The sequence below is a fragment of the Microbacterium sp. genome (assembly GCF_036566905.1).
Lineage (GTDB): Bacteria > Actinomycetota > Actinomycetes > Actinomycetales > Microbacteriaceae > Microbacterium.
The window spans coordinates 41,342-67,262 of the sequence record NZ_DATCVK010000248.1; the positions used below are offsets into that span (position 1 = coordinate 41,342).

A 25,921-nucleotide genomic window follows, 5' to 3' on the forward strand; every position below is an offset into this window, starting at 1 on the left:
CCGCGAATGCTCCCTGATCCACGAGAGAGTCATGACTGCCCGCGGCTCAACGCTCCTGGTCCTGTCAGGTACAGGAGCGTACCGCCCAGATCCAAGAACTCGGCGAACTCCTCCCGCAGATCCGGATCCTCGACGGATGCCAAGTCCGACGACACCATCCCGATCTCGGTGGGCATGAACGCCCGCGCCAGACGGAACGTCCTGATCAGCCCACCATGGATCGGCAGCACGACCGCGTAGAGGGAACGGTCGTGGGCCAGTTGCACGGCATCGCGGACGACGGCCCAGGATGACGGATCCCACGGCGCGGGAGTCAGCAGGATGCACATCGGGCTCAGCTTGTGCGCGACCGCCTGAGCGGCGAAGTTCGGGACATAGCCCAGCCGTTCACCCGCCTCGATCACGCGCCGGACATTGGGTGCGGAGACGGCGCGGCGTGAGCCGTTGAGAACTCGCGAGGCCGTAGACGGCGACACGCCTGCCTCACGCGCCACATCCTTCAACGTCGGCAAGTCATGCATGCGCTCGACTCGACAACGCTGCGAGGAGTTCGTTCATGGAACGGTCGACCGCGGACATCCGGGCTTCGATGGGCGCGTGAGGCCCGAGCGAGACTTTCACACCGACGAAGCGCGGCGTTCCTGCCGCTTGCAACGTTGCGCGAATCGCCGAACCATCCAGTAGCGAGCCATCGGCAGGATCGTCGACGTCGACGACCGGGAGATGGAAGTCGGCCCACGCGCCGCCGCGCTGATCGGGACGATCGCTGCAGCCGGAGAACATGATGCCCTCCAGCAGCCCCGCCTCACGAACTTCGCGAGCATGCGCGAGCGGCGTGAGGACGCTTCGCCCCTCGATTGCCGAGCGGCCCCAGTTGACGACCATCCGCACGCCGCAATCAGCGCGTGCGATCGCGGCGATCTCATCTCTGAGGTGCAGAAATCCCTTGGAGGTAGGACCTGGCCCTGGAGCATCGCAGTGCTCGACGACGACTTGCGCCCCTTCCCAGTCCCACCCGGCGACCTCGGCGAGCGAGTCGCCGAAGCACCCAGGGTCTCCGCCTGAGGGGGCGGAGTGCAGTTCGATCGCACGCACACGGGGCCGCCCGCCTCTGTCGTTCGCTCGACGCACCTCGGCAAGCGCGTCCCGTGCGTAGGCGATCGCATCCGACCTGCCGCCCCGGCTCGCCGATGCGAGGCCGAACTCAGGATCGCCGGCCAGCCGTCGCACACTCCCGCCGACGAGCGTGAACACGAGGTCGGTGCACTCGGGTCGTGGATCGAACGCCCACGGCGGCTGCTCTTCGTCGATCGAGCATTCGAGAGCCTGGACGACCTCGCGTGCTGCCAGCTCATCGAGGACCTGACGCTTCGCGCGATCGTCCAATCCACCGAGCAGGGCGTACGCGCCGAGCACGTAGAGCGGCTCGGGCGTACCGGCTGGATCCGACATCGAGTTGCTCATTCCTTCACCCCGGACATGCAGCAACCATATTATGAATCCATGACTCATATCGAGTGTTGGTCGTCACTTCCGCGTCGGCGCGTCCCTTCGCGTCGCCCCGCCGGCGTCGGAGCACGCTCGTGACGGTTCCGAGGATGGCGCTCGTCGGCGCACACGGCTTCGGCAGCGTCCACCTCGAGCGGATGCTGCGAATACATGGCAGCGGGCGAGCCCGCCTCGTGGGAGTGGCCGATCGCCGAGTCGTCGACGGGGACCTGCCCGTCCCGCAATTCCCATCGCTCGCTGCCATGCTCGACGACCGCGCCCCCGACATCGTCGTCATCAGCACGCCGATACACACACACCTCGAGCTCGCCCGCCTGGCGTTGACCAGCGGAGCCGACGTGCTGGTGGAGAAGCCCCCCGTGACATCGATCTCGGACTTCGATCTGCTCGCTGAGGCTGCGCGGGACGCGGGCAGGCAAGTCCAAGTCGCGTTCCAGACGCTGGGATCGACGGGGCCGGCGATTGTTCGGTCGCTGATGGAGTCGGGAGCGATCGGCACGGTCACGGGCATCGGAGCAGTCGGCCTCTGGCAGCGGACCCTCGGGTACTGGCGGCGCTCGCCCTGGACCGGCCGACGCGATCTCGACGGTACGCCGGTCCTCGATGGCGTCGTCGCGAATCCACTTGCACACGCCGTCTCGACGAGCCTGGCAGTCGCGGGGTGTGCCGCAGCGACGGATGTCAGCGGAATCGACCTGGATCTGTACCACGCGGCGCCGATCGAAGCCGACGACACCTCGTCAGTCGTGATCACGTCGAGAGACGGGATGAAGGTGGGACTGGCACTCACCCTCGCGGCGCCCGCCCAATTGCCGCCATGGATCAGCGTCTTCGGCGACACGGGTCGCATCGACTACTACTACGAGGAAGATCGCATCGTCGTCTCCCAGGAGGGGAGCAAGCCGGTCTCCTACCGTGCGGTGCGCACGAACCTGCTCGAGAACCTCCTGGACCACCGTTGCGAAGGGACCAGTCTGCTGAGCCCCCTCAGTAGATCAGGAGCGTTCGTCGCCGTGCTCGACGCCGTCCGCCGCTGGCGACTGCCCAGAGCCATCGATCAGTCCCAGGTCGAATGGAGGGGAGCCGGCGGAGAACGGCACGCCGTGGTTCGAGGGATCGAGCGCTGGGCGCGGCGTGCGGCCGAGCGGCAAGCAACGTTCGCGCAGTTGGGAGCCCCCTGGGCGGCGGCGGTGTCGCGGGTTCAGGAATGAAGGCGGTCAGACTCTGATGGCGACCTCCAATGCCGGGTGCGGTCCCGGCTGCGCCTGCGGGGCCCCGGAACGCTCGCGATTCCTCGCGATCGGTCACTCACGGCCCGCGGCCCGTCCGGCAGCCACCGATGGACGGCACACGATCGAGCAGAGCACGATCCCGCCAGGAACGTTCACGATGGGCGACTCGTCCGGCGATCGAAATCCAGCCGACGGGGAGGTGCCACTGCATCCGGTCACGCTTCAGAGGTTCTCCATCGACGTGACGACCGTCACGAACGACGATTTCGCACGGTTCGTCGACGCCAGCGGCTACGTGACCGATGCGGAGACGTTCGGATTCTCCGCGGTGTTCCACCTGGCCGTTCAGGCACCGCGCGAGGACGTGATGGGTCAGGCGTCCGGAGCGCCGTGGTGGCTCGGGGTGCGCGGCGCCGACTGGGCCCACCCCGGCGGACGAAACTCCTCGATCGACGGCCTCGGCGACCACCCGGTCGTCCACGTGAGCTGGAACGACGCACAGGCGTACTGCGAGTGGGCAGGCCGCCGACTGCCCACCGAGGCTCAGTGGGAGTATGCGGCCCGCGGCGGCATCGACCGCGCGAAGTACCCGTGGGGCGACGAAGAGGTCGATGCGGGTGGCTGGCGCGCGAACATCTGGCAGGGCGACTTCCCCCGTGTTAACACCGGCGAGGACGGCTATCTCACCACCGCTCCGGTGCGTAGGTTCCACCCCAACGGCTACGGCCTCTGGCAGCCGGTCGGCAACGTGTGGGAGTGGTGCGATGACTGGTTTCATCCCGACTACTTTCGCCGCTCCCCCGATACCGATCCGGAGGGACCCGAATCGGGGACGACGAGGGTGCTGCGGGGCGGAAGTTACCTCTGCCACATCTCCTATTGCAACCGTTACCGCAACTCAGCGCGATCGCAGAACACGCCCGACTCGTCGATGGGCAACGCCGGCTTCCGGACGGTCGCCACGTGAATACGGACCGGCGTTTCCCCGCATCCGTCTTCCGATACGGCACGGAACCAGACGCTCGCTTCAGCCTCGCGAATGAGCGCACCTTCTTGGCGTGGATCCGAACCGCGCTCGCCCTCATCGCCGGAGGCGTCGCGCTAGAACTGCTCGGCCTGGAATTACACCCGGGTCTCCGTCTCGGCGCGAGCCTCATGCTCGTGAGTGTGGCCATGCTGCTCCCCGCCCTCGCCTGGCTGGACTGGACGCGCACCGAACGCGCACTGCGCATGGCCGAACCGCTGCCGGGGTCATTGCTCGGACCAGCGCTCGCCGCCGCAGTCACCATCGCTGGCATCCTCGTGCTGCTGGCGATCCTCCTCGCATGAACGAGCTGTTCGACCCCGGCCTGCAGCCCGAGCGAAACGAACTGGCTTGGCGTCGCACAGCGCTGGCGCTGGGCGTGGGATCGATCGTGGCAATGCGGCTGATTCCCAGCGCGCTCGGCAACGCGTGGTGGGTCCTCGTTGGGGCTGCCGGGCTCGCTGTTTCAGCCTTCTTTTGGCTATCGGCGCGCCGACGCTATCGCGCGGTCAACGTGGCCTTGCGACGTGAGGGAGAACGAGCAGGGATGCCGGGGGCCAGCAGGATGTTGGCGCTCGCGATCTTCACGTCCTGCGCAGGAGCACTTAGCCTCACCATCGCAATTGCCGTCGCCGTCTCGCCCACCTGATACACGGCTGTCGGTTGCACGCGACAAGTGCCACCCAAGGCGCAGAAAGTCCGCAGAATCCTCATTCGAACCCATTCAGCACCCCTCATCGGTAACTCGACTTCCGCATGATTCTGCGGCCCTAGCCGGACCTGACGCTAGGCTGCGCGCCCGGTGCTGCTCGTCAAAACTACCGCTGGCGACGTTCGGGCATCTGCTCCCAGATTCACGGAGACCTCAGCCGACGTGGCGTTCCCTCTCCCCAGCGTCGTGGTTCGCCTGTCTGTCCGTGGAGGCTCATCGTCGGTTTTGGGTCGACAATCGGCATGAGAGGCGGGCGGGGCGGCGAAGTGCCGCGCGAGGAGGGGTTGCTGATGAAAGGTCATGGGTGGGACGTGGGTACGATAGGCGGCTAGCCACGGCCGAGCGCCGGGGATGTCAATGTGGAGCACGCGCAGCGCAGCGAGCATGAACGACATTGACATCACCAAGCGCAGGCTGAGGATGGGCCGTCGAGGCGATGGCCTGTCGTGATCACTCGGACGTGTCGCTGGTGACAGGGCGGAGCGCGCAGCGCGAAGTCCGCACAAGAGCGACCACACGGAACGAGGCCGTGACTGACCGCTACGCCCTCGCCGTCCGAGCGAAGCCGTCCGAGCGAAGAGTGGCTCTGCATCTGCCCACACTTTGCCCACACTTCGTCGCAATCGACCGTGACTCACGAAAGCAGAAACACTCTCAGGGAACCCCGGCTTCCGCGTAATTCCGCGGTTCTCGCGGCCAATTGATGCTCGCGGCTGGCACACCAGTCGGGTTCGACTCCCGCCGCCGTGTCCAGCGTCGAACCGCAATACCCGTGGAACATCTGGGAAGTCGAGTTCCTCTCCCTGCAACCAGCGCCCGCCCGGACGCACGCTTGATAAGCGAGACAGCCCAGTCCCGCAGCGGCGCATCGAAGATGCTCGGCGTTGAGACATCCGCCAACTCGGCGACTCGCTGTGCGGACCAAGGTAGGGGCGGTCGCCTGTCTGACGCAGGAGCGCACGTCGCACCCGTTGATCGACTAACCCGAACGCCTAGTCGATGACAAGTGCCACTGTGACGGTCTTGGAGTTCCCGGCGATGTCGACGGCGCTGGCGCGGAGTGTGTACGTGCCCGCGGCGAGCCCAGGCGGCACGGGCCACGTGGTCTCGAAGCTCGGCGCATCGATGCTCGTCGTGGCCGGCGTCGATCCAACAGCGGCAATCAGTGTCGAATTGCTCGCGTCGTAGAGGTTCACGGCTACCCGTCGCAGCCCAGCGTTGTCCGTCGCGCCGACGCGGATACCGTCACCGGGTTTGGCGGGGGCAGACACAACAAGATCGGGTCTCGAGTTGTCTACCCGCACGTTGACCTTCAGCGTGGCGGTCTGGCCGTCGACGTTTCGGGCCGAGAAGAGCATGTAGTACGGCCCGTCGGGGAGCGCTCCGAAGTCCGCAGCCGAAATCGTCAGCCGGTCGGTCGTCGGAGCCCACTGATAGCCCTTGATCGACGGCACCTGGGACCCGTCTCCGATATATAGCTGGGCGTCGTATGCCTGTGGAGAGGCGGATTCGACGATCATCGTGACGTCGATCTTGCCCTTTACCACCGCCCCTTCGACAAGGGATGAAGCGACAGCAGGCGCGGGATCCGCCGGGGGAAGTGTTGCCGGCGAGAGCAGCACGCTCCAGAACCTTGCCATCATCGAGAGATAGCCAGGGTCGGTGATGCGATCCTCCGAGCTGTCGAGGTAGTAGAAGACGTTCTCGCCGTCGACGTTGAGCACGATGCGCACTCCGCCCGGCTCGTTGATCGCGCCGATCTGCACCTGCTTTGTGGTCCCGAAAGGGATTACGTCATTCGGGTAAGCCGGCCCGCCGACGCTCGTGAATCCCGTGACCGCGCCGAAGATGACCGTGCGCTCTCCGTCATTGAAGCGATGCAACTCGATCTCGTTGGGCTTGATCACTACCGCGTAGGTGTCGCGCAATGCGGTCGACGCGTCCTGATTGCGGAACTCAATCGCCTCCCAGCCGGACTCGCCCTCGATCGTTAGGTCGAACGTCAGCAGCTCGTCGCTGAACTGCTGCCCCGTATACGTGGCGTGCCCGGAGGGCGTGGCCAGCCGTACCGAGCCAGACGGGAAGGTAACACTGCCGGTGGAGGCCGAGGCCGACCATCCCGTCGTGTCCGCGAGCGCTGCGCCGAAATCATACGGGGTGACTGCGAGTCCATCGTCGCTGCTGCGGGTCACGACTGCGATGTCGAGCGATGTCGAGACCCCCGCGCCGGGCGAGGTCAGAGTGAGTTCGGCCTCGCCTTCGGCGAGCGCGGCGAGCGTCCCGTCGACTTGCACCTCAACCACTGCCGGGTCGCTCGAGACGATCACCACATCGGTGAGCTCGACCTCGCGGTCAAGGTCCGATCGGCCAAAGTAGTCGAGGGCGAGGGATTCGCCGACGATCATGTTGCGCCCGCTGGCGAGGACGTTGCTGAACTCGATCGAGGTCACGACGTCGTCAACGTAGACCTGTGTCATGAACGTCCAGAGCAGTTCGCCCTGCACGACGCGGGTCTCGATCGTCGTCGCTCCGCGAGCGATTGCCTCCACCTCACCCGTGCCAGACACGGTCGCGACGGCCTCGTCGAGCGAGCGGTAATAGACGTCGACTCCGGACAGGCTTGCGGCGTCGCCCTTGTTTCGGGTTCCGGACATTGCCAGCTGCACGGTTTCATCCGACTCGAGCGCCAACTCGGACTGTACGGCGAGTCGTTCCACGGCTAGCGCGAACTCGGTCCGGTCGGCCGGCAGGACGCCCGATTCGTTAATAATCTGTAGCGCCTCGGTGGGCCAGTCGGCGTCCGGAACGACGTGTGTGTTCAGCACGGGGAAGGCCGAGGTGAACGAGGTGTTCACGTGCGGCGTGGTCGTGTAGTTGCCATCGAAGAGCAGGTCCGCTTCCTTACCGAAGGCCCAGTACGCCGGGAAGTCTTCCCAGATCGGGGTGTCAACCTGATCGACCACATTCTCCGTGAACGCCCAGTGGTTCGACGCATTGTCGGCGTACATGACGCCCCACTTGTCGCGCTGATTCTGCAGATAGTTCCGATTCACGCTGTTCATCTCGGCCTGCGATGCGCCGGTGTAGCCCACGGTGTAGATCGCGCCACCGTCGTTGACGCCGTGGCCCATGATGTCGTGGATGTAGTTCGCCTCGACGCGCACGTCACGCTGGCCAGTGCTCACGAAGTTGTACACGCCGTAGCCGATCGAGATTCCCGAGTAGGGCACATTGAAGATCTCGTTTTTGCTGACGTCGCTGTCGACCAGGAACCCCGCTGCGATCCCAGCCGAGCTGGCATACTCGATGCCGATGTCGTGGATGTAGTTGCTCTCAATTGCGAGCCGGGCCATCACCGAGCGTTCGTCGGTCGGTGCGTAGATCTCCGGGTTGCGCATCGTGACCCGGCCGGCGTTGACTGCGGTGCCCGAGATGTCGAAGAAGCGGTTGCCGCTCACTGCGGAGTCCTGCACGCCGTCGAGCAATTGCAGCCCGGCGCCGCCGAGGTGGCTGAAGGTGCTACCGCGGAACGAGATGTCGGTCGCGTGCTCGACCGTGACTGCCGCGCCGATCAGCCAGTCATCCTCACCGGGGTACCGCAGGTGATTACTCTGCGTGTCGGGTAGTCCCCATCCGGTGCTCGGGTGCATCCAGGTCGAGTAGGCGAACTCGACGCCCTCGAAGGCGAGTCCTCGGACGCTGTCATCCAGGCTCGCCGTCGTCACCTCGACGAGCTGTTCGAGCACGGGGACCACGACCTCGGCCTGCGCGAGGTCTTCGAAGACACGCGGCTTGTAGTAGACGTACTCGCCGTCCGCATACCATTCCCCCTCGTCGTCGAGCAGTTCGAGCGCGTTCTCGACGTAGACGGGTCCTTCGGTTACGGACGTCGATCCCTTCGACGTGATCGCCGTCCAGCCGGGATCGTCCATGACGAACTCGACCGATGATGCATCGGGCGCGACCTGGGCGTTTCCGACCGTGGCGCGCGGCTGCGTCCACCGCTCACGGAAGACGAACTCGACGTCACCCAGGTTCGACCAGGAGGCCATTCCCACGTCGGCACTCCTAACCCCCTCGGATGTGAGGCTCGCGTCAGTCAGCGGACCTTCGCTCCGCGCACGAATGGCACGGATACCGTCGACGTACAGCTGTCGCGACTCAACGCCAACCGCGGGCGCACGATAGATGTCACGTCCGGCGTCATAGGTCTGCCAGTCGTCGATCACACGACCGCCGCTGAGCACGGGATTCGCCCCATTGGCCGACCGGTACGTGACCCGGAACTTTCCGTCGCCACCGTCTCGGGCATCGAAACGCAATGTCTCGTCCAGCTCGTATACGCCATCGGCCAACACGACTTCGACATCGCCCGTGAGGTCCGTGCCGTCATCGGTCGCCTGCCGGACCGCGGCCTGAGCGCGTTCGATCGTGCGGAAGGGCGTGGCGATGCCACCATCGTCGGCATCGTCGCCGGCGGCGGGATCGACGTAGAACCGTGTCGTCACCTCGCGATCGACGACCTCGATCGCGACTGAATCAGTGAACGTACCCCCGCCCGCGGCGGCTTCGATCGTGACGAGTCCCGGTGCAACCGCGGTCACCTGGCCTTCGGCGTTGACGGATGCCACGGACGGATCACTCGTCGACCACGTGACGGCCTGCTCGGAGGCGTCGGCCGGTTGCACCGTCGCGTCGAGCAAGTGCGTTGAGTCGACGGGCAGGACGAGGTTCGCCGGTTGCACGTCGACGCCGGCCACGGGCTGCTCGACGACCTGCACGGTCTGGCTGGTGGATACGACCGCCGACGTCAGAAGGTCAGTCGCCTCGACCTGCACTGTGGTTGTCCCCGCTGAGATGCCTGCGATCACCCCATCCGATACGGTGGCGATCGCGCTGTCGGCTGTGCTCCATTCGTAGACGACGAGCGCGGTCGTCGCCGGTTCGAGGGTCACTGGAACGGATGCCTCATGCCCCCGCGCGACGGAGATGGTCGTCGCCGGAAGCGACACAGCCGTGAGCGGCGCAGGATCGGGCACTGTGACCTCGACATCGTCGATCATGAGGTCGATGGATCGGTAACCCTGGAACAATCCGAAGCTGACGCGCGAGACCGCCGTCTGGGCCGACTGGAACGCGATGCGTTCGGCGACGACCCGGCCGTCGACGGCGACGGAGAACTCTTGGGCAGTGGCGTCCAACAGGACGCGGAAGTCGTACCACCGGTCGGGCGAGTAGCGATCGACTACCTTCACCCAGGATCCGTCGTAGACGCGTAGCGACCCGTCGTTGTAGAACGCCACACGCGCCACGGTTCCGGCCGGCCCCCGCACTTCGGCGGCGTATGCAATCGCGTCCGCCTGCCCGGCCTTGGCCCGGAATGCGAGCACCGCGGTCTCGGCGGGAGCGCTGAGATTGGCTCCGGCGAGATAGGCCGAGGTGGATGCCCCGTCGCGGGCGATATGTAGGTAGCGCCCTTGCTCGGGGTCACCGCCGGCGACTTCAGCTGAGTATCCGGCGCCCGGCGTCGAGGTCGAGAAGGATGAGGGGTAGGCGCCGATGGTCTGCAGCTCGAAGTCTTCGGCGAGAGCGGGCGCCGGTTCGGCTGCCCCACGGTCGACGACGCTCAGTTCGTCGACTTCGAGCGCGGCATCGCCAGTGCCTTGATACAAGCCCACCTGCCACTGGCGCAACTCCTCCTGAGCGGTGCGGAAGGGCAGGTCCTGCGCCGCGGGAACGTCGTCGATCGTGACGTCTATGGTGGAGCTGGCCGCGTCGATATCGAGCTGGAAGCGGTACCAGGTGTCCGCCGTGTAGGTGCCGACCTGTTGCCACCCCGCACTGGTGAACAGGCGGATCTTGCCGTCGTTGTAGAACGCGAGCGAGGAGACCAGGTTTGTCTCACCGCGGAGTTGCGCGATGAAGCCGATCGCGTCGGTCTGCCCGGCCTTGGCATCGACGCGTACCGTGAAGTCCCCTACGGCGGTCGCTGTCGGAAATACGTGGGTAACGTAGGAGGACGTCGCGGCTGTCGCCGTGCGCGCGACCCGGAACGCATGGTCACCCGACCCGCGATCGATGACTCCCGCCTCGTAGTTCGTCAATGTGGAGAGCCCGCTAAAGCTCCCGGGATGACTATCGACGACGTACTCGTCGAAATTCTCCTCGAACAACTCGACCGGGTCGGCCGACGCCGTGCCTGGAGCGAGCGTCAGCGTCAGCCCAATCGCCAGGGCGAACACGGCGAGCCACCAGCGCTTCGTGGTGGTCCGAGAAGAGTGCTCCACATTGAACATGTAACAGATATTATCTGTGACATGTTCAGGTGGCAAGAGTCTGAGGGCGAGTGCTGCAGCGCGCCCACTATCCGGAAAGATGATGGCGTGATAACTGGACCGCCAATCGATCCCGAGATCGCGCACGCGTTGGCAGCGACCGACGAATGGTCCGCGCCGCGCCTCACGCTCACGAACATTCCGCAGTACCGCGCTCGTCAGCGGCTCCCCGATGTGAACGCGATCCTCGAGGACGCGGGGATGTCTCGATTTGACTGCAAGGTAGCCACCTTCGATGGCGTCACGATCGAGATGAGTGTCGTGCAGGGCCCCGCCCGGCCCGGGTCGCGACCGCTCATCTACTTCGTACACGGCGGCGGCATGATCACCGGACACCGGTGGGCGTGGTTGCAGCACTTCACCAAATGGTCGAGGCGCTACGACGCTGTCATCGCCACGATCGAATACCGCCTCGCGCCGGAGCATCCCGATCCCGCGCCCGTCGAAGACGTGTACGCCGGACTGGTCACCGCAGTTCGCGGCGCTGAGGAATGGGGCGCAGACCCCGAGCGGATTCTCGTCGTCGGTGTCAGCGCCGGGGGTGGGCTCGCGGTCGGCGCCGGCCTCATGGCTCGGGACCGGCGCGGGCCGGCGATCATGGCGCAACTGCTTGCCTATCCCATGCTCGATGATCGCGATGAGACGACATCCACGCTCCAAGTCGACGGACGTGGTCGATGGGACCGCGCGAAGAACCGCGTCGGCTGGGAGGCTCTACTCGGCTCACGACGCGGAAGCGAAGATGTCTCGGTCTACGCGGCGCCCGGCCGCGCCGACGACCTCAGCGGACTCCCACCGACCTACCTGGAGTGCGGCAGTGCCGAGGTCTTCCGCGACGAGGACGTCGCCTTCGCCTCGAAGGTGTGGGCAGCCGGTGGAGAGCTCGAACTGCACGTGTGGCCGGGTGGTGTGCACGCCTTCGAGAGCCTCGCGCCCGAGGCGGCCATCTCACGGGGAGCGCTCAGCGCCCGTGCGGCGTGGCTCGATCGCGTGTTGTTGCCGCCCGAGCGTGGGGGTACGTGCGAGCCATCCGCTCGAACGAGCTGACCGAGAGTCGGCGAGGCGGTTGACGCGCTCAGTCCAGAGTCCAGACCAGCTCGAAGTCGTCCGATTCGGGCGCGGGAAGCGGTTCGAGCAACTCGCGCATGCGCGCACCCCAGGCGACCATTGTCGGGTCCTCGGTGAGCACCCGGCGCATGCGCCCGCGGTCGACGACATCGATCACGTGGAATAGGTCGAGCCCGCTGCGCCAGATTCGCCATTGGGTAACGCCCGCGGTGCGCAGTGCGACCGTGACCTCGGCGGGCGGGTGGCGGTGCGCCGCCTCGTACGCGTGCTCCATGCCGGGTTTCAGCCGCGTGCGCTTCGCGACCACGGTCGTGTCAGCGGGATGCGTCGCACCGGGCCACGTCGTCACCTCGGCCACCCAATACCGGGCAACTCGGACGCGGTGAGCAACCCGTCGGTGAGCGCAGCGTCGGGCCGGACCGGGTTCGTGAGCACTAGCGACTCATAGAACGAGTTGTTCGAGATCATCATGCACAGCGCCGTGCTCACCACGCCGGGACCATGTACCTCGGCGCGCATGCGATAGGCGTCGGCGACTGCGGCGACCTTGAGCGCACCGGTGATGCCGCCCTTGAGCTCGCCGCTCACGCGCACTCCTACGGCCGCCCCCGACGCGATGTAGTCGCCGGCGGACTGATGCGCGCCCTGCGTGATCTCGGCCAGGATCAGCGGCACCGCGACCCGGTCGGCGAGCATGCGATGCGCGGTGATGCTGTACTCGCTGAGCGGCTCTTCGAACCACTCGAATTGCGTGTCGCTCAACGCGTGCCCCAGGTACACGGCGTCGGCGAGGTCGTAACCGCCCGAGCCGTCGAACAAAAGCTGCACGCCTGAACCGACGTGCTCGCGGACCCGCCCGGCGAGCGCCGCATCGCGGCGGGCATCACCCCACGCATGCAGCTTGATCACGGAGAAGCCCAGCTCGATGCATTGGTCGACGACGTCGAGGTACTCGCTTTCGCTGCCGAACGTGGCGGTACTCGCATACGCGCGGATCGACTCGCGGGCGAACCCCGCGATCCGGTGCACCGGCAGGTCGAGCACCTGACCTGCTAGATCCCACAGCGCGACATCGACCACGCCGAGGAGGTGGGTGGGCAAATACTCCAGCCGGTGCACTTCCCAGACGCGCTTCCAGAGATGCTCGCGCGCGAACAGGTCCTGGCCCACGAGCTCGCTCCGGAGGTGACGTTCGACAAACGCGCCGGCCATCACGGCGTCGCGCACGTCGCAGCGACCCGTGTGGCCGGATTCCGAGGTGAGCACGAGCTGCCCCGGACGGCTGACCTGCTCACGACGAGGCAGGCCATGGCGCCAGTTCCGCACCTCAGTGCGCCCCTCGGGGCCACGCTCGATCGTGACATCGGTGATCTTCATCGTTGGTTCTCGTTCTCTCTCTGGCCGTTCCGCCCAGGCATGTCAGCCTCAATCGCGTCGCGACCCCCCAGCCGCGGGTAAGCGATACGCGCCGTCTCAGCAAAGATCCAGGCGTCCGCGTCCGCGAGGTCGCGAGTAGCCGTTACTGCCCTGCGCAGCGGCGCGTTGGTGTCGCCGTGTCTGAGGCAAATCGGCCAGTCGCTACCGAACAGCAGCCGCCTCGGACCGATCGCGGAGGCGAACGCCGCGACGTGAACCGCGAACTCATCGTCGGCGACCGCCGACAGGCCGCTGAGTTTGACGAAAAGGTTCGGGAGACACGCGAGCACCGGGGGCAATGCAGTGGCGCGAGCGCGGCCTGCGATACGGGTTTCAAGGTGCCGATTCGCGAGGTGGTCGGCGATGACGTGCAGGCCCGGGTGGGTTGTCGCCGCCCCGACCGCGTCGTCGAGCGCGGCGGGTGGTCGCCCCACGACGTCGAGTGCGAGACGGTGCCCCGCGAGGATAGCCAGCGACTCGCTGACGGCTGGGTCGAGCGAATGCTCACTGGCGTGCGACTGCATTGAAAGCGGGGTCTGTATGGATCTGGCACCGACCAGTGCGGGGTGGTCGAGCACGTCGTGCAGCCTGGCGAGTCTCACAGGGTCGTGCAGCGGTAGATAACCGACGACGCCGAGGACCCGTGGCTCGCGCTCGGCGAGCTCGAGGAGCTCGCGTGTCTCGTCGAGCGAGTCCTGCGACTGGACCACGATCGACGCCGAGGCGGCCTGTTGGTCGAGATGCACGATCAGGTCGTGACTCGTGAAATCGCGATTTGTCGCCGCCGGACCCCGATCGAGCCACGCGGCATTGCGCAATGATCGTGTCCAGACGTGGACGTGGGAGTCGATCATGCGTCGGATTCCAACATCGCATCGAGGCGCTCCCAAAACACCGCCGGGAGCGGCATGCGCAGCCCGGCGAGATTGTCGGCGATCTGCGACGCGGACGCGGCGCCGACGGTTAGCCGTTCGACGGCTGGAAGTCGCGCTGCGTACTGCAGCGCAGCAGGCGCGACCGGCACGTCGAACTCCGCCGCGAGGCTGCGCACGCGGGCGAAAGCCGCGGCCTCCGCGTCCGACAACGCACCATAGCCGGACGCACGCAGCGGCGCACCGGCCAGCGCGCCGCCGTTAAACGGGGCGGCGTTCCAGATCGCCACTCCCGAGGCCTCGGCCCGCCGTGCGATGGCCGAGGCCTCGCGATTGATGAGCGTGAGCCGGCCGGGGATCATGAGCACGTCGGCCCCGCCGAAATCCAACGCGCGCTCCAGCGCCCGGATGTCCTTCGACGCGACACCGATGCGCTGCACGAGGCCATCGGCTCGAAGCATATCGAGCGCCTCAAGCCCGCGCGGGACCGCGTCGGCATCGCCCGATAGGTCGGGGTCGTGCAGCAACGCGAGCTCGACCTGCGCGGTCTCAAGCCGCTCGAAGGACTGCTCGATCGAACGACGCACGCCATTGGTGCTGAAGTCCCATCGCGGACGAAGGTGTGAGGCGGTGTGGAATCCGGCCCACTGATCGCCAGTCGCGTGCGGTTCCTCGACAAGCACGCGACCGACCTTCGTAGAGAGTCGGTACGAGTCACGGGGTACCCCGCGCAGCGCGACCCCGAGCCTGCGCTCGGCGAGCCCGAGCCCGTAGAGGGGCGCGGTGTCGAAGCTCGTCACGCCGAGGTCGAGGGCGCCGTGCACGACCTGGTGCGCGTCCTCGTCAAGCATCGGTGCTCCGAGGTTGCCGATCGTGGCCGTGCCGAGCACCATGACCATGCTCGCCTCGTCAGGTCCGGCTTCGCCATTGATCGGCACATCGCCACCGACGCCCGGTGCGGGCATCAGAATCGCAGTCTTTCCGGCCAGGTGAACGCTCCGACCGAGCCGAGCTCGGCGATGCGCGCTGCGGCGAATCCGGCGGCTTCCCCGGTGGCGACCGCGTTCCCCGTCACGCGATAGCTTGCATGCGCGAAGAAATCCCCGCTCAGACACCGGCCTGCGAGCAGCAGCCCATCGACATCGGCGGCGACCAGAGCGCCGAACGGGATGCCGTACGGGCGCACCTCGGGCCGGTCTTCGAGGTTCGTCGCTGTGCCACGGCTTGGGTTCGTCGAATGCACGTCGACGCCGAAAGTCGCTATCGTCACCGAGTCTTCCGGTACGTCGCCGCGCACGAGGTGCTCGATTTCCACGCGCGCTCGGCCGTGAATCCGGCGGCCTTCACGGATCCCGATCTGCGCTGCTGTAGTGACCACGCGAATACCGGTCCACGGGTCGCCCAGCGAGCGCAGAGCGCGCACCGATTCGTCGATCTCACGTCGCGCCTGGATGGTGGCGCTCGTGAGGTCGTCGGCGTTCGACGACGATGCACCGTAGACGTGGTTCGCCATCAACGCGAACATGTCTGCTCCGAGGTGGAACAGCGTCGGCGCCCCGTAGCTGGGCATGAACCCGGCGCGCGCGAACTCTGCCAGCAGCCGGGCCTTGCGATCCCGGTACGAGACGTCCCAGAACTGCCTGACTGAATCGGCATCGACCCCGGAGACTATCGACATGAGCGAGAGCGGCTGCGTCTCGCCATGTTCGGGGTCGCCGACCTCGTAACGGCACCCGGCGAGCGCCGCGAGGTCGCCGTCGCCGGTCGCATCAATGAACACGCTCGCCGTCCACGCCTCGCGACCTGACTTCGACTCGGTGACGAAGTGGGTGAGCCGTCCATCGTCTACCTGCGCCGCAACCACCCGGGTGTGCAGCCGGATCACCACTCCCGCGTCAGAACACAGGCGCTCCAGCACGAGCTTCATCTGTTCGGCGTCGTAGAGGAAGTCCGAGGGCCCGCGCACCCTGCGGGCGCTGGCCGCATCCAGTTCGCGTGCGATGTCGCCGAGCACGCTGGATGTCTTCTCGGCATCGTGGACCGCTGAGAGCAACCCGACCGTCCACACCCCGCCGAGCGAACCGTGCTGTTCGATTAGGGCGACCCGCGCACCGCCGCGCGCAGCCGAGATCGCAGCTGCCACACCGGCCGGACCTCCCCCGCTGACTATGACGTCGAAGCTGTCGCGGACCGGCGTTCGCCTCGCATCCTCCGTGACGTACTTTGGTTGCGCGGCCTCCGTGTCCGCGGTGGAATTGGCGGCTTCAGCCACGGAGGGCACCGCCCATCATGTTCGAGCCCTTGAGCACGATCCGCTGCGCCAGTACGAGCACCAGCATCACGGGAAGCATGGTGATGATCGTGGTCAGGATGACCTCGGGGATGCCGATGTTGGAGTTGCTGATCACGTTCGGGTTCAGGTCGGGCGAGGTCGACGCCAGCACCGCAAGACCGACCGAGAGCGGGAAGTCGCTGCTGCGCAGCATGATGTACGGCAGGATGAATTCGCCCCACGACCGCACGAATGAGAAGAAGCCGACGAGGGCGACGATCGGCCACGACAGCGGCAGAGCGATGCGCGCGAAGATGCGCCACTCGCTGGCACCGTCGATACGGGCCGCGTCGTACACGTCCCGGCCGATTGTCGTCGAGAAGAAGATGAACGTGAGGTAGATGCCGAGCGGGAACACGCTGCCGGGCAAGATCACCGCCCACCTTGTGCCGATGAGGCCGAGGGCGACCATCTCGAGGAACTGTGGCAGCACGAGCGCTCCGCCGGGAAGCAGGATCAGCGCGAGGGTCGCGGCGAGCGCCGGCTTACGGAGCCGGAACGAGCAGGCTCCGAGCGCATAACCTGCCGGAATCGTGACCGCGAGGGTCAGTGCAAGTTGGCCAACGGTGAGGACGACGGTGTTCCAGATCCAGGAGTAGATCACACCGTTGTTGAAGGCCGCGACGTTCGCCCACGCGTTGACGACGTTCTGGATGGACCCAAAGCTCCATGCCGGCTGTGTCGCGAGTTCGGAGCCGGTCTTCGTGCCCGCGATGACGAGCCAGAGGATCGGGAGTACCGTGTATGCGGCCCAGAGCAGCAGAGCGACCCAGGCGAAGAGGATCAGCGCGCGCGATTTCGCCCGGTGGTCGACGCTGATCCGCATCCGCCGCGGTGGTCGTGTTCCGGCGACGACTGCCGCTGTGTCGGGGGCCGTGTGGGTTTCGGTGAGTGCCACGGTTTCAGATCTCAATCTTGAACAGTCCGGTCGTCCTCACGACGAGGGCGGCGGCCGCGAGGCCGATGACCAGGAGAACCAACGAGATCGCCGCCGCCCCGGGGAAGTTGCCGTACTGATAGGCGTAGGTGTATGCGAGCTGCAACGGCGAGAAGTTGTTCCCGACGGCGCCGTTCGTCACCGCGACCATGAGCTGCGGTTCGGCGAAGAGCTGGGTCGCGCTGGCAACACTGATGATCAGGAGGTAGGCGATCCACTTTCGCAGGATGGGCAGCTTGATGTGCCAAAACACCTGCCACCCGTTGGCCCCGTCGATCGCTGCAGCCTCCTCGACTTCTTCGGGCACCGAGCTGAGCGCAGCGAACATGAGCAGGATCCCCTGGCCCGATGTCCACACCGCGATCAGTGCGAACAGGGCCGCGAGGCTGGCCGGGCTGTCGGGGCGGACGATGTCATAGAAGCCGCTGAAACCCATCCACTCGAGGAACCCGCCGATCGGCGAGATGCGCGGTGTGAGCAGGAACATCCACAGCAGCACGCCGGCCACGCCGACCACGGCGTGCGGGAGGTAGTACAGCGTGCGGAACGTGGCGGCGACGCGCGGCGCCCTCGACTGGAGTAGCACCGCCAGCCCGATCGAGATGATCATCGTCGGAATGAGGAACAGCAAGGCATATAGGCCGAGGTTCGCGAACGCCCGCAGGAAGCGATAGTCGTTGAACACCTGCACGAACGTGTCGAACCCGGCGAACCCGCCCGTGGGTGACATGAAGGCAAGGTAGACCGTGTAGACCGCCGGGATCAGTGCGAAACCGGTGAGCAGCAGGAGGTACGGGGTCGCGAAGAACACACCCGCACGCGCCTGGCCTGAGTTGGGGTTCTGGCGGCGCCGCGGACCGCCATTCACGCGCACCGTACCTCCTGCTGTGGTCGTCATCCTCTCAGCGCTCCGTTTCCACGGTCCAGCCCGCAGCTTCACCCTCGTCGATGATGTACTGCTGCCAGGTCGGCACCAGCTCGGCGACAGTCTTCCCCTGTGCGATGCCTGGCATCACGACCTGGTCCCAGCTCGCACGAACTGACTCGACCGGCATCTCGAACCAGTAGTTGGAGAGGGAGTCCTGAGCCGCTTCGAAAACGTCTGCCAGCGAGCCATCCTCGATCACGAAGCTGGCTTCGTTGGTCGTGATCCAGTTGTCCTGTGCCGGCTTGTAAGCGGGCAGCGTGACGGTTTCTTCAGCCGTCTGGTACGGCCCGGTCGCGAGCCATTCGACGACGTCGGTCGCCGCCTGCAGGTACTCGCTGTGGCGCGAGACCGCGTAAGAGACGCCGCTGCTGTAGTTGAAGACCTCGTCCTCGTCGGCCCAGCGCAGCGGAGGCGCGACGCCGAGGTCGCCGGGCTGCCAGCCGTAGGCGTCGAGGAGGCGGAACTTGCCGACGTGGGCAGGACCGACGAGCATGGCGAGCTTCTTGGGCTCACCGAACTCGGCGATGAACTCGGGCGAGTTGCCCGCGAGCGGCGTCATGGCGCCGGCAGCCAGGAGGTTGTCGACCATGCTGATAACGCGTTCGCATTTCGGGTCGGCGAGGTCGCTGAGGATGGTCAGCTCGTCGACCTTCTCCGCCTGCGGGCATCGCGACGGTGGGAACATGCTCAGCCGGACGGCGCCGTCGCTGACGATGTAGCCGGGGTGCTCCTGCGCGATCTGCAGGCCGAGGGCCTCGAACTCCTCCCACGTTTCAGGGATGTCGTACCCGTTCTCGGCAAGGAACGGCGCGTTGTACCAGAGCACGATGGGCGAGATGTCGTTCGGCACGCAACGAACGTCGTCGGCCTCAGGACTGCAGGACTCGACGACCGCGGGCGCGAAGTCATCGAAGAAGCCGTCACTGAGGTACGGCGCGATGTTCGCCGAGTAGTTCACCGGCGCCGAGCTGAAGGCGTCGATCTGGAACTTGTTGAGGGTGATGATGTCGGGCCATCCCTCGCCGGCCTGATTGGCGAGGAGCAGTCGCTGTTCGACGTCGTCCGGCAGGATCTCGATGGTCAGATCGACTTCGGGGTGCTCTTCGGCATACATCTTAAATGCGGCCTCACGGGTCGAGTCGGTCCAGACGAGGAGCTCGGCCGGGCCTTCCTTCTGATCGACCTCAGTCGCGGGCTGGGCAGAGCCGGGCACGCATCCTGTGAGCACGAGAGCGGCGGCGGCGGCGACCGTAGCGCCCGTCGCCAGGCGGAACGGGCGGGGCTTGGCCCGCGCGATCCAATGGGCAATCGTCATTGATTCTCTCCTTCGTCTTTCGACTCCACACAGCGTCGTCAACGACGCTCATGTCAAATCATCACATATCTTATCTGTTATCTGTTCAAGAGATTCGACGCGATATCGAACCGTTACCTTTTCAGCGGACCTACCCCTTGGCCTCGCCGTGGTATGCCGCCAGCAATACCGCCTTCGTCTTCGCCCATGATTCGCGGATGTGCGACTCCATCGCCTTTGCAGCTGCGTCGGCGTCGCGCCGCTCCACCGCCTCGAAGATCGCCTGGTGCTCCCGGTGGGACTGCTTGACTCGGTGCATGGGCACGAGCCCGGGGTATGAGTGGGTCCACTGGTGCGCACAGCGGACGACCCATTCGCCGATGTAGTTACCCGACTGCTCGAGGAGCACGTGATGGAACTCGCGGTCGGCGCGCAGGTACGCGGTCGGGTCAGGCTGCGCTTCGACGAGCTTCGCAAACGCCGCGCGAAGCTCCTGGTCCCGCGCGTCGTCGAGCGCGCGGACCGTTCGCCGCACCAGTGCACCCTCGATCGCGGCGCGCACATCGATCAGGTTCCCGGCGATCTCCAGTTCGGGGTCATGCTTGATGAGCGCGTTGATCACGATGGGGTCGAGCACGTTCCAGTCCGAGCGCGGACGGACGGTCGTCGGCTTGCCCTGCGCGATCGCCACCAGCCCCTTCTCCTCGAGCACACGCAGCGCTTCGCGCACCACGCTCCGACTCACCCCGAGTTCGTCGATTAACTCTCGCTCGAAGGGAAGCCGCTCACCCTCGGGGTAGGCGCCTACGGCCATGCGATCGACGAGCGCCTCAACGACGGCCGGCACGAGGTGCCCTGCTCGGACAATGGTCCCGCCGATGGGTGCACCCATGGTACTTCCCGGAAGCGTGTTCGACATCGGTCGCCTGCCTTTCGATAGGTGAGATATCTTACCTGTGACGAGCCGAACCGCGAAGGAAGACACGATGAAGCGACTTCACCCCGACCTCACCTGGCCAGCCCCGTACTCGTGGGTGGCCGACGACGACTGGCCGCGCGCGGACGGGATCAGCGGGCTCACGCCTCGCTACGAGGGTGGTGAACTGCTCGGACTCGACAACGACCGGGTCGAAATCCGCGTGACGACGGAACCTTGCGGAGCCTTCCGTCTGCGCGTGACTCCGAGCGATCCGTCCACGCAGCCGTACCGAGTGGACGACCGTGTGCTCGCGCCAGAGCGCGCGTCGTCGGCCCCGATGGCCACCGAGACCGCCGACGCGGTGGAGTTCCGGCACAGCACGAGCAAGCTCCGACTCACTTATCCGGATTTGTCGATCACGCTCGACGACGAGCAGGGAACGGCGCTCACACTCACGCGCCTGGCCATCGACGACACGGCAGCGCCCACGCGCTTCCGCATGGACTTCCTCCGGGGTGCCGACGGCCCGATCCTCGGGCTCGGCGGCCGGATCGCGTTTCCCGACCGTTCAGGGAGCACGGCCGACATGTTCGCGACGAAGGGGTATCACCAGCGCGGCGACTACGGGGGCCTGCCCATTCCGGCGTTCCTCGAGCTCGGAGGCAGCGGGGTGATCCTGTTGAACCCCCATCCGCACGTCTACTTCGACCTCGGCTACAGCGATCCGCGGGCATGGTCTGTCGAGTCGCCCGGCGGACCGATCGACCTCGTCGTTCTCGCACGCCCGACACCCACCGAGTGGACGCGACTGCTGCACGAATTGACGGGGCGACCGCCGTTGCCGCGCCCGCAGTGGCTCGGCACCTGGTTCTCGTGGGCCGGATACTCGTCGTCCGACGAGTATCGCGACTGGATGCTCCGCTTCGAGGCTGAACACATTCCAATGGACGTGTGCGCACTCGACCTGCACTGGCGCGGCGGGAGAATCTTCGAGGAGGACGAAGGCGGCGAGGGGATCAACCTCGGCTGGGACCCCGAGAAGTTCGGCTCGCATGCCGATCTGCTCGCGACGCTCGCCGACCAGCAGATCGACACCGTGCTGCACGTCAATACGAAGATGTACAGCGGCGCGCTCGCTGATCAGGGCCGACGCGACGGCCTGATCCTCGATGCCACCGAGGATCAGTGGATCGTCGATCTCGAGAATCCCGTCGCGGCAGACTGGGCGTGGGACGAGTACCGGCCGCGGATCGAGGAGGGTGCCGCTGCGTGGTGGATCGACAACAGCGAACGGGTCGAGGGCGTGCTGACGAGCGGGATCCCGGCGCGTAACTTCTACAGCAGCCTCTGGAACCGCTTCCTCACCCGACGTACCACCGAGCTCACGGGTGAGCCCGTCCTCACCCTGACGAGGGGTGGCTGGCTCGGCGACCAGACCGCCGCGCTGCCCTGGTCGGGCGACACAACAGCAGGCGTGAGCCGGGTCAAAGAGGACCTCAACTTCATCCTGAACCTCGCCATGACGGGCTTCCCGTTCGCATCCGTCGATCTGGGCGGGTTCAAGGAGCAGTCGACATCCGGTCTCGGCGTCATCGACACCGACGAGAACGTCATCCGCCGCATCGCACACGGATTCCTTTTCATCCCCGTCCCACGACTGCACAGCGGCGTGCTCACCGAGCCGAAGCTACCGTGGCGCTACGAGGGCAGAGCGCGCGATCTCCTCATCGAGTTCATCCGACTCCGTCATCGCCTGGCACCGACCTATCTGTCCGGGGCGATCGACGCCGTCGAACGCGGCATCCCGCTCGTGCGACCGCTCCTGTTCGACTTCCCCGACATCACAGCGACGCACTCGATCTTCGATGAAATGCTTGTCGCACGGTCGCTGCTTATCGCACCCATCACCGACGAAGGGTGGGGCGAGCGTGAGGTGTTCCTTCCGCCGGGCTCCTGGTACGACTACTGGTCGGGTCGACGGCACGAGGGCGGGCGCGCGCATCTGGTCGACGCGCCACTGTACGAACGCGCGGGGCTGCCCGTGTTCGTGCGCGAGGGCGGCATTCTCGCGTCACGCGCGATGTCGCGACCTCGTGAAGGCTTCACCGAGCTCACACTGAGCATCTACCGCCGTGCGGAAGATCTGCTCAGCACTGACGAACGCGACCCCGAACCGATGGTATTTACAACGCCCCGCGGCAGCCGCCTGACCCTCACTGCCGACTGGGACCGGGACGAGCTCACTCTCCAGACGACGGGAGACGAGACCTGGCGCTTCGCGTTCGACTTCCCGGTCGCCTCCGGTGCACCCCGCCTGCGCACGGCGGACGGCCAGCTCGTCGAGCACCAGCTCGTGATCCCGCCCGGGGACCGCCGGCCCATCAAGATTGAATGGGCGGCCCCCGCCTGACTCGATGTGCGATGCGCCCTTCTTCGGGCAGTCCGTTCGTCTGCCATCATCGGGTCGATCGCGGCCCGCCGGCAGTCACCCAGGCCCGTTCGAACGCTCTCGTACTCCTGCTGTCGTCGACGACGACGACGGATAGACCATTGCGACGAATACTGGGGAACGACCCCATCGCGATGCGCTCGTTTTCAACCGTCGCCGACTCCTCCCGCACGTTGACGCCATGCTGGCGTCGCGGAGCGAGTGATGGTGCTCATCCGAGGCCCGTCCGGGGTCGCGTTGAGAGATACCGTCGAGCGTCCACGTGGACACATGGTGGACACAAGCTGGGCAGATCGGGCCCGAAACCACTGACCGAGGCCGAACGACGCGAGACGGCGGAAGCATTCGAAAACCCTTGATTTTGCGCGGCAGGACTCCTCACTCCGCGGAATCCCGCCCTAGACTTGACACTCCGAAATCCCGCCAACCGCAGTTTCGAGTCCCGTTACTCGCCTCTCTATGTCCGCGCGCTCGACGACCGACGGGCGCTATCAGTCGCCGCCCTCGCCGCGCTTGAGTGCCCGCCTGAACTGAACTGCGCATGCAGCCAGCGACACGACGACAGCGAAGAGGAACCCGATGATCTTGAACGGCAACTCTTGCGGCATTACGACTGCCAGCACGAGACCAATCAAGATTCCCAAAGCGAAGCCTTCTCGAACGTAGAAGGCGGCAAACTTGGCGAGCACGGTGACCCCGATCGGACTTCAGAAGCGACTTCGACCATAGCTGCATGGATGTGATCCGCTAGCGCCCGCTCAGCGACCGACATGAGGGCGCGCCGATCGCAGCGATGGGATGCTGGACGCATGGATGTGACCGGCGCGTTAGACCTTCTGAGCTTGATGCGTCCGGCCAACGTCGAATTGTCTGCAGAGACGGGACTACGCCACGACGCGGCCTACCTGCGAATCTGGCAGCCCGCCAGACCGGATCGATGGGGCGTGGTCTGCACCCCAGGTGACCGATGGTTTGCACTGCAGGTCGGCGGCGGCTTCTCTTTGAACCATTTCGAGGAGGACACCGATGACGAAGATGTCCGTCGGCTGCTTTCGAACTACGTCGATCTCGCGGTCACTTATGTTCGCGGTGATATCACGGCCGCGAAGACCGGCCGGTTGCGCTCGCCGCGCGTGACACTGCCGACCAACAACGGTCCCGTTGACTTGAGGATGTCGGTGCTGGCCGGCTTTCGAGCCGCGATCACGCCAAGCCGCTGACCTGAACGCTCCGTGACCGTGCGCTCGGCGACGGGCCGCTGCGCGCGGTGATCCACCCTTTACTGAACGGGCGGCGCTTCGTTCGGATGCGGCGGCAAGATAGGAGCGTGCCGTCGACCTTCACGCTCGTAACTGACGCTCAAATCTCCGCTCAGGCACTCTTCGACCTATCGCTCGATATCCATGCGCATGTCTCGTCGATGTCGCAATCTGCCGAACGCGCAGTGGCGGGCGTGATGACGGGACAGATCGGTCTCGGCGAGACGGTCACCTGGCGAGCCCGGCATTTCGGTGTCTGGTGGACCATGACGTCACAGATCACCGCGCTAGACCGACCCACGCAGTTCATCGACCAGCAGGTCCGCGGCCCGTTCAAGACGTTTATCCACGAGCACCGGTTTGAGCAGCTCACGACGGGCTCCCGCATGACTGACACAGTCACAGTCGCGTCGCCGATCTTCGGATCGCTGGCTGAGCGACTGGTACTCGTTCCGTATCTCCGCGGCCTCATCGCGAAGCGCAACGAACATCTCCTCGCCGCGCTGCGCTGAGCATCGGTAGATGCGCACGATGGCCGACCCGGCAGCGCACAGGAGGTTTAGCCAGCCTTCCATCGCATGCTCTGCGGCCTCGATGTGCGGTGGCGACGCTTGGCGTCCGTCCTCGCATCGGGAAACGGATCCAACCACAACCTGCCCTCGTCCGAGTGGCTCGGTTGCCCGTTCACGGGCGGGATGTTTGGATGGCGACATGGCCCTTGCACTAAGCGTTGCCGTCGTGATGATCGGCTCCACGCTGTTGCTGGCATCGGTGCTCGTGGTTACCCTCGCGAAGCCCGACGAGTCCTTTCCGCTCTGGGGCAATCCACGCGTGCGCCGCGGCGCAAGCATCGGACTTCGTGTCGGCGGTGTTCTCCTCGTCATGCTGGGTTCACTTTGGGGCATCGCTCCAGTCGCCGGGTTCTGGGCCATCGTTCCGGTTGTTATTGCGTTCGCCCCTGGAACGGTGGCGATTCTGCTCCACAACACAACCGTTGCCCGTCAGGCGATCACCAGCGAACCGGTAGCGACCTGACGCTGCCGCTTCGACTGATCGTCGAAGCGCGAGGGCCATATGTCCGTCCGGGTGGATCTGAATCGGGTTCGACCCGCAACAGAACCTGCCTGCGCACGTTGACCGACCCGCACACGCGCCGTCGAAGAAGATCCACGAGCGTGCGAGGTAACGGGTTCATCTCGAACCCGCTCGTCTTACGTGCTGGTGCGATATCAAGTGAGCGTGTCGTCGTTGATTGCGTCTCGGTGGTTGGTGAGGATTGCGGCGGTTGGCGTGGCGATGTTCTGCGTGACGGGATGCTCGGCGCAGTCCGCAGCATCGTGTGTCGCGCCAGAGGCGACCGCGTCACCCGAGACCGGTGCGCCGGCTGAGCCCGTGACGATCGCTGGGCAGTACTGGCAGCCGTGCAACGACACGAACTACTCCACGGAGGACCCTTGGCCCAGCGTGTCGGTCGAGTGGAGCCAGGAGAACGAAGTGGTGTCGCTTGGGAGCATCCCGATTGAAGACGGTGCTTTTAGTGGGGAGGTTGAGATCCCCGCTGATGCGAGCCCGGGCGATGCGGTGCTGCGGATCAGCGCTGGGTACTCCGAGCTCGAATTGCCGATCGCTGTCTCA

At 65.9% G+C, this 25,921-nt stretch carries 22 protein-coding genes; 9 read left to right on the plus strand and 13 right to left on the minus strand.

The annotated features are described in order from the left end of the window. Positions 1–29: 29 nt before the first annotated feature. Both VIP82_RS22650 and VIP82_RS22655 read right to left on the minus strand, forming a co-directional pair. A complete protein-coding gene (locus VIP82_RS22650; RefSeq protein ID WP_331912830.1) occupies positions 30–521 on the minus strand; it encodes a LacI family DNA-binding transcriptional regulator in 492 nt (163 codons plus the stop codon). Next, the gene (locus tag VIP82_RS22655; protein ID WP_331912832.1) at positions 514–1,464 is read right to left on the minus strand and encodes a DUF4862 family protein; all 951 of its coding nucleotides are present in this window, start codon (positions 1,462–1,464) and stop codon (positions 514–516) included. Before VIP82_RS22655 ends, VIP82_RS22650 begins: the two co-directional genes overlap by 8 nt. 119 nt (positions 1,465–1,583) lie before the next feature. Here VIP82_RS22655 and VIP82_RS22660 point away from each other — a divergent pair, with 119 nt between their 5' ends. The 4 genes from VIP82_RS22660 to VIP82_RS22675 are packed head-to-tail and all read left to right on the plus strand — an operon-like array spanning position 1,584 to position 4,414. Next, positions 1,584–2,720, plus strand: coding sequence for a Gfo/Idh/MocA family protein (locus VIP82_RS22660; RefSeq protein ID WP_331912834.1), 1,137 nt, complete (start codon positions 1,584–1,586; stop codon positions 2,718–2,720). A gap of 16 nt (positions 2,721–2,736) precedes the next feature. Continuing rightward, entirely contained in the window at positions 2,737–3,708 is a 972-nt protein-coding gene (locus VIP82_RS22665; protein WP_331912836.1) for a formylglycine-generating enzyme family protein, read from the plus strand. Further along, positions 3,705–4,070: a YidH family protein gene (locus VIP82_RS22670; RefSeq protein ID WP_116194301.1), complete on the plus strand. Its 366-nt coding sequence runs from the start codon at positions 3,705–3,707 to the stop codon at positions 4,068–4,070. The genes VIP82_RS22665 and VIP82_RS22670 overlap by 4 nt, the downstream gene beginning before the upstream one ends. After that, positions 4,067–4,414, plus strand: a complete 348-nt coding sequence (locus VIP82_RS22675) for a DUF202 domain-containing protein (protein WP_331912838.1) — start codon at positions 4,067–4,069, stop codon at positions 4,412–4,414. The genes VIP82_RS22670 and VIP82_RS22675 overlap by 4 nt, the downstream gene beginning before the upstream one ends. Before the next feature lie 1,055 nt (positions 4,415–5,469). Here the strand turns inward: VIP82_RS22675 and VIP82_RS22680 are convergent. Beyond that, positions 5,470–10,773, minus strand: coding sequence for an Ig-like domain-containing protein (locus VIP82_RS22680; protein ID WP_331912840.1), 5,304 nt, complete (start codon positions 10,771–10,773; stop codon positions 5,470–5,472). Between VIP82_RS22680 and VIP82_RS22685 the strand changes: the two genes are divergently transcribed. After that, positions 10,756–11,859 (plus strand): alpha/beta hydrolase, encoded by a 1,104-nt coding sequence (locus VIP82_RS22685; RefSeq protein ID WP_331912842.1) that lies wholly within the window; start codon positions 10,756–10,758, stop codon positions 11,857–11,859. The two genes, VIP82_RS22680 and VIP82_RS22685, sit on opposite strands and share 18 nt — an antisense overlap. A 28-nt stretch (positions 11,860–11,887) precedes the next feature. On the opposite strand, the gene VIP82_RS22690 is transcribed toward VIP82_RS22685, so the two are convergent. From VIP82_RS22690 to VIP82_RS22730, 9 genes are all read right to left on the minus strand, one after another. Further along, complete coding sequence (locus tag VIP82_RS22690; protein WP_331912844.1) at positions 11,888–12,229, minus strand: L-rhamnose mutarotase; 342 nt, start codon at positions 12,227–12,229, stop codon at positions 11,888–11,890. Further along, entirely contained in the window at positions 12,226–13,257 is a 1,032-nt protein-coding gene (locus tag VIP82_RS22695; RefSeq protein ID WP_331912846.1) for an enolase C-terminal domain-like protein, read from the minus strand. Before VIP82_RS22695 ends, VIP82_RS22690 begins: the two co-directional genes overlap by 4 nt. Further along, complete coding sequence (locus VIP82_RS22700; RefSeq protein WP_331912848.1) at positions 13,254–14,150, minus strand: amidohydrolase family protein; 897 nt, start codon at positions 14,148–14,150, stop codon at positions 13,254–13,256. The genes VIP82_RS22695 and VIP82_RS22700 overlap by 4 nt, the downstream gene beginning before the upstream one ends. Continuing rightward, complete coding sequence (locus VIP82_RS22705; RefSeq protein ID WP_331912850.1) at positions 14,147–15,133, minus strand: aldo/keto reductase; 987 nt, start codon at positions 15,131–15,133, stop codon at positions 14,147–14,149. Before VIP82_RS22705 ends, VIP82_RS22700 begins: the two co-directional genes overlap by 4 nt. Beyond that, positions 15,133–16,440 (minus strand): FAD-dependent oxidoreductase, encoded by a 1,308-nt coding sequence (locus tag VIP82_RS22710; protein ID WP_331912852.1) that lies wholly within the window; start codon positions 16,438–16,440, stop codon positions 15,133–15,135. The genes VIP82_RS22705 and VIP82_RS22710 overlap by 1 nt, the downstream gene beginning before the upstream one ends. After that, positions 16,433–17,398 carry a carbohydrate ABC transporter permease gene (locus VIP82_RS22715; RefSeq protein WP_331912854.1) on the minus strand — a complete coding sequence of 322 codons (966 nt, stop codon included), beginning with the start codon at positions 17,396–17,398 and terminating at the stop codon, positions 16,433–16,435. The genes VIP82_RS22710 and VIP82_RS22715 overlap by 8 nt, the downstream gene beginning before the upstream one ends. Positions 17,399–17,402: 4 nt before the next feature. Continuing rightward, positions 17,403–18,335 (minus strand): carbohydrate ABC transporter permease, encoded by a 933-nt coding sequence (locus VIP82_RS22720; RefSeq protein WP_331912856.1) that lies wholly within the window; start codon positions 18,333–18,335, stop codon positions 17,403–17,405. A gap of 4 nt (positions 18,336–18,339) precedes the next feature. Continuing rightward, positions 18,340–19,680, minus strand: coding sequence for an ABC transporter substrate-binding protein (locus VIP82_RS22725; protein ID WP_331912858.1), 1,341 nt, complete (start codon positions 19,678–19,680; stop codon positions 18,340–18,342). A gap of 130 nt (positions 19,681–19,810) precedes the next feature. Continuing rightward, positions 19,811–20,506 carry a FadR/GntR family transcriptional regulator gene (locus VIP82_RS22730; protein WP_331912860.1) on the minus strand — a complete coding sequence of 232 codons (696 nt, stop codon included), beginning with the start codon at positions 20,504–20,506 and terminating at the stop codon, positions 19,811–19,813. A 139-nt stretch (positions 20,507–20,645) separates the two neighbouring features. Here VIP82_RS22730 and VIP82_RS22735 point away from each other — a divergent pair, with 139 nt between their 5' ends. Next, positions 20,646–22,988 carry a glycoside hydrolase family 31 protein gene (locus tag VIP82_RS22735; RefSeq protein ID WP_331912862.1) on the plus strand — a complete coding sequence of 781 codons (2,343 nt, stop codon included), beginning with the start codon at positions 20,646–20,648 and terminating at the stop codon, positions 22,986–22,988. A 530-nt stretch (positions 22,989–23,518) separates the two neighbouring features. Here VIP82_RS22735 and VIP82_RS22740 read toward each other — a convergent pair. Further along, a complete protein-coding gene (locus tag VIP82_RS22740) occupies positions 23,519–23,716 on the minus strand; it encodes a hypothetical protein (RefSeq protein WP_331912864.1) in 198 nt (65 codons plus the stop codon). 120 nt (positions 23,717–23,836) lie between these two features. Between VIP82_RS22740 and VIP82_RS22745 the strand changes: the two genes are divergently transcribed. The 3 genes from VIP82_RS22745 to VIP82_RS22755 all read left to right on the plus strand — a co-directional run bounded on the left by VIP82_RS22745 (position 23,837) and on the right by VIP82_RS22755 (position 25,321). Beyond that, positions 23,837–24,247: a hypothetical protein gene (locus VIP82_RS22745; protein WP_331912866.1), complete on the plus strand. Its 411-nt coding sequence runs from the start codon at positions 23,837–23,839 to the stop codon at positions 24,245–24,247. A 107-nt stretch (positions 24,248–24,354) separates the two neighbouring features. Next, entirely contained in the window at positions 24,355–24,798 is a 444-nt protein-coding gene (locus tag VIP82_RS22750) for an SRPBCC family protein (RefSeq protein ID WP_331912868.1), read from the plus strand. A gap of 199 nt (positions 24,799–24,997) precedes the next feature. After that, positions 24,998–25,321, plus strand: coding sequence for a hypothetical protein (locus VIP82_RS22755; RefSeq protein ID WP_331912870.1), 324 nt, complete (start codon positions 24,998–25,000; stop codon positions 25,319–25,321). Positions 25,322–25,921: the final 600 nt, after the last annotated feature.

What these genes read in the sequence shown, in the direction of transcription:
- VIP82_RS22680 (WP_331912840.1), bottom strand. Translation starts at nt 10,773, where the DNA reads ATGTTCAATGTGGAGCACTCTTCTCGGACCACCACGAAGCGCTGGTGG.
- VIP82_RS22665 (WP_331912836.1), top strand. Translation starts at nt 2,737, where the DNA reads ATGGCGACCTCCAATGCCGGGTGCGGTCCCGGCTGCGCCTGCGGGGCC.
- VIP82_RS22720 (WP_331912856.1), bottom strand. Translation starts at nt 18,335, where the DNA reads ATGACGACCACAGCAGGAGGTACGGTGCGCGTGAATGGCGGTCCGCGG.
- VIP82_RS22735 (WP_331912862.1), top strand. Translation starts at nt 20,646, where the DNA reads ATGAAGCGACTTCACCCCGACCTCACCTGGCCAGCCCCGTACTCGTGG.
- VIP82_RS22745 (WP_331912866.1), top strand. Translation starts at nt 23,837, where the DNA reads ATGGATGTGACCGGCGCGTTAGACCTTCTGAGCTTGATGCGTCCGGCC.
- VIP82_RS22655 (WP_331912832.1), bottom strand. Translation starts at nt 1,464, where the DNA reads ATGAGCAACTCGATGTCGGATCCAGCCGGTACGCCCGAGCCGCTCTAC.
- VIP82_RS22700 (WP_331912848.1), bottom strand. Translation starts at nt 14,150, where the DNA reads ATGATCGACTCCCACGTCCACGTCTGGACACGATCATTGCGCAATGCC.
- VIP82_RS22650 (WP_331912830.1), bottom strand. Translation starts at nt 521, where the DNA reads ATGCATGACTTGCCGACGTTGAAGGATGTGGCGCGTGAGGCAGGCGTG.
- VIP82_RS22755 (WP_331912870.1), top strand. Translation starts at nt 24,998, where the DNA reads ATGGCCCTTGCACTAAGCGTTGCCGTCGTGATGATCGGCTCCACGCTG.
- VIP82_RS22705 (WP_331912850.1), bottom strand. Translation starts at nt 15,133, where the DNA reads ATGCCCGCACCGGGCGTCGGTGGCGATGTGCCGATCAATGGCGAAGCC.
- VIP82_RS22695 (WP_331912846.1), bottom strand. Translation starts at nt 13,257, where the DNA reads ATGAAGATCACCGATGTCACGATCGAGCGTGGCCCCGAGGGGCGCACT.
- VIP82_RS22675 (WP_331912838.1), top strand. Translation starts at nt 4,067, where the DNA reads ATGAACGAGCTGTTCGACCCCGGCCTGCAGCCCGAGCGAAACGAACTG.
- VIP82_RS22725 (WP_331912858.1), bottom strand. Translation starts at nt 19,680, where the DNA reads ATGACGATTGCCCATTGGATCGCGCGGGCCAAGCCCCGCCCGTTCCGC.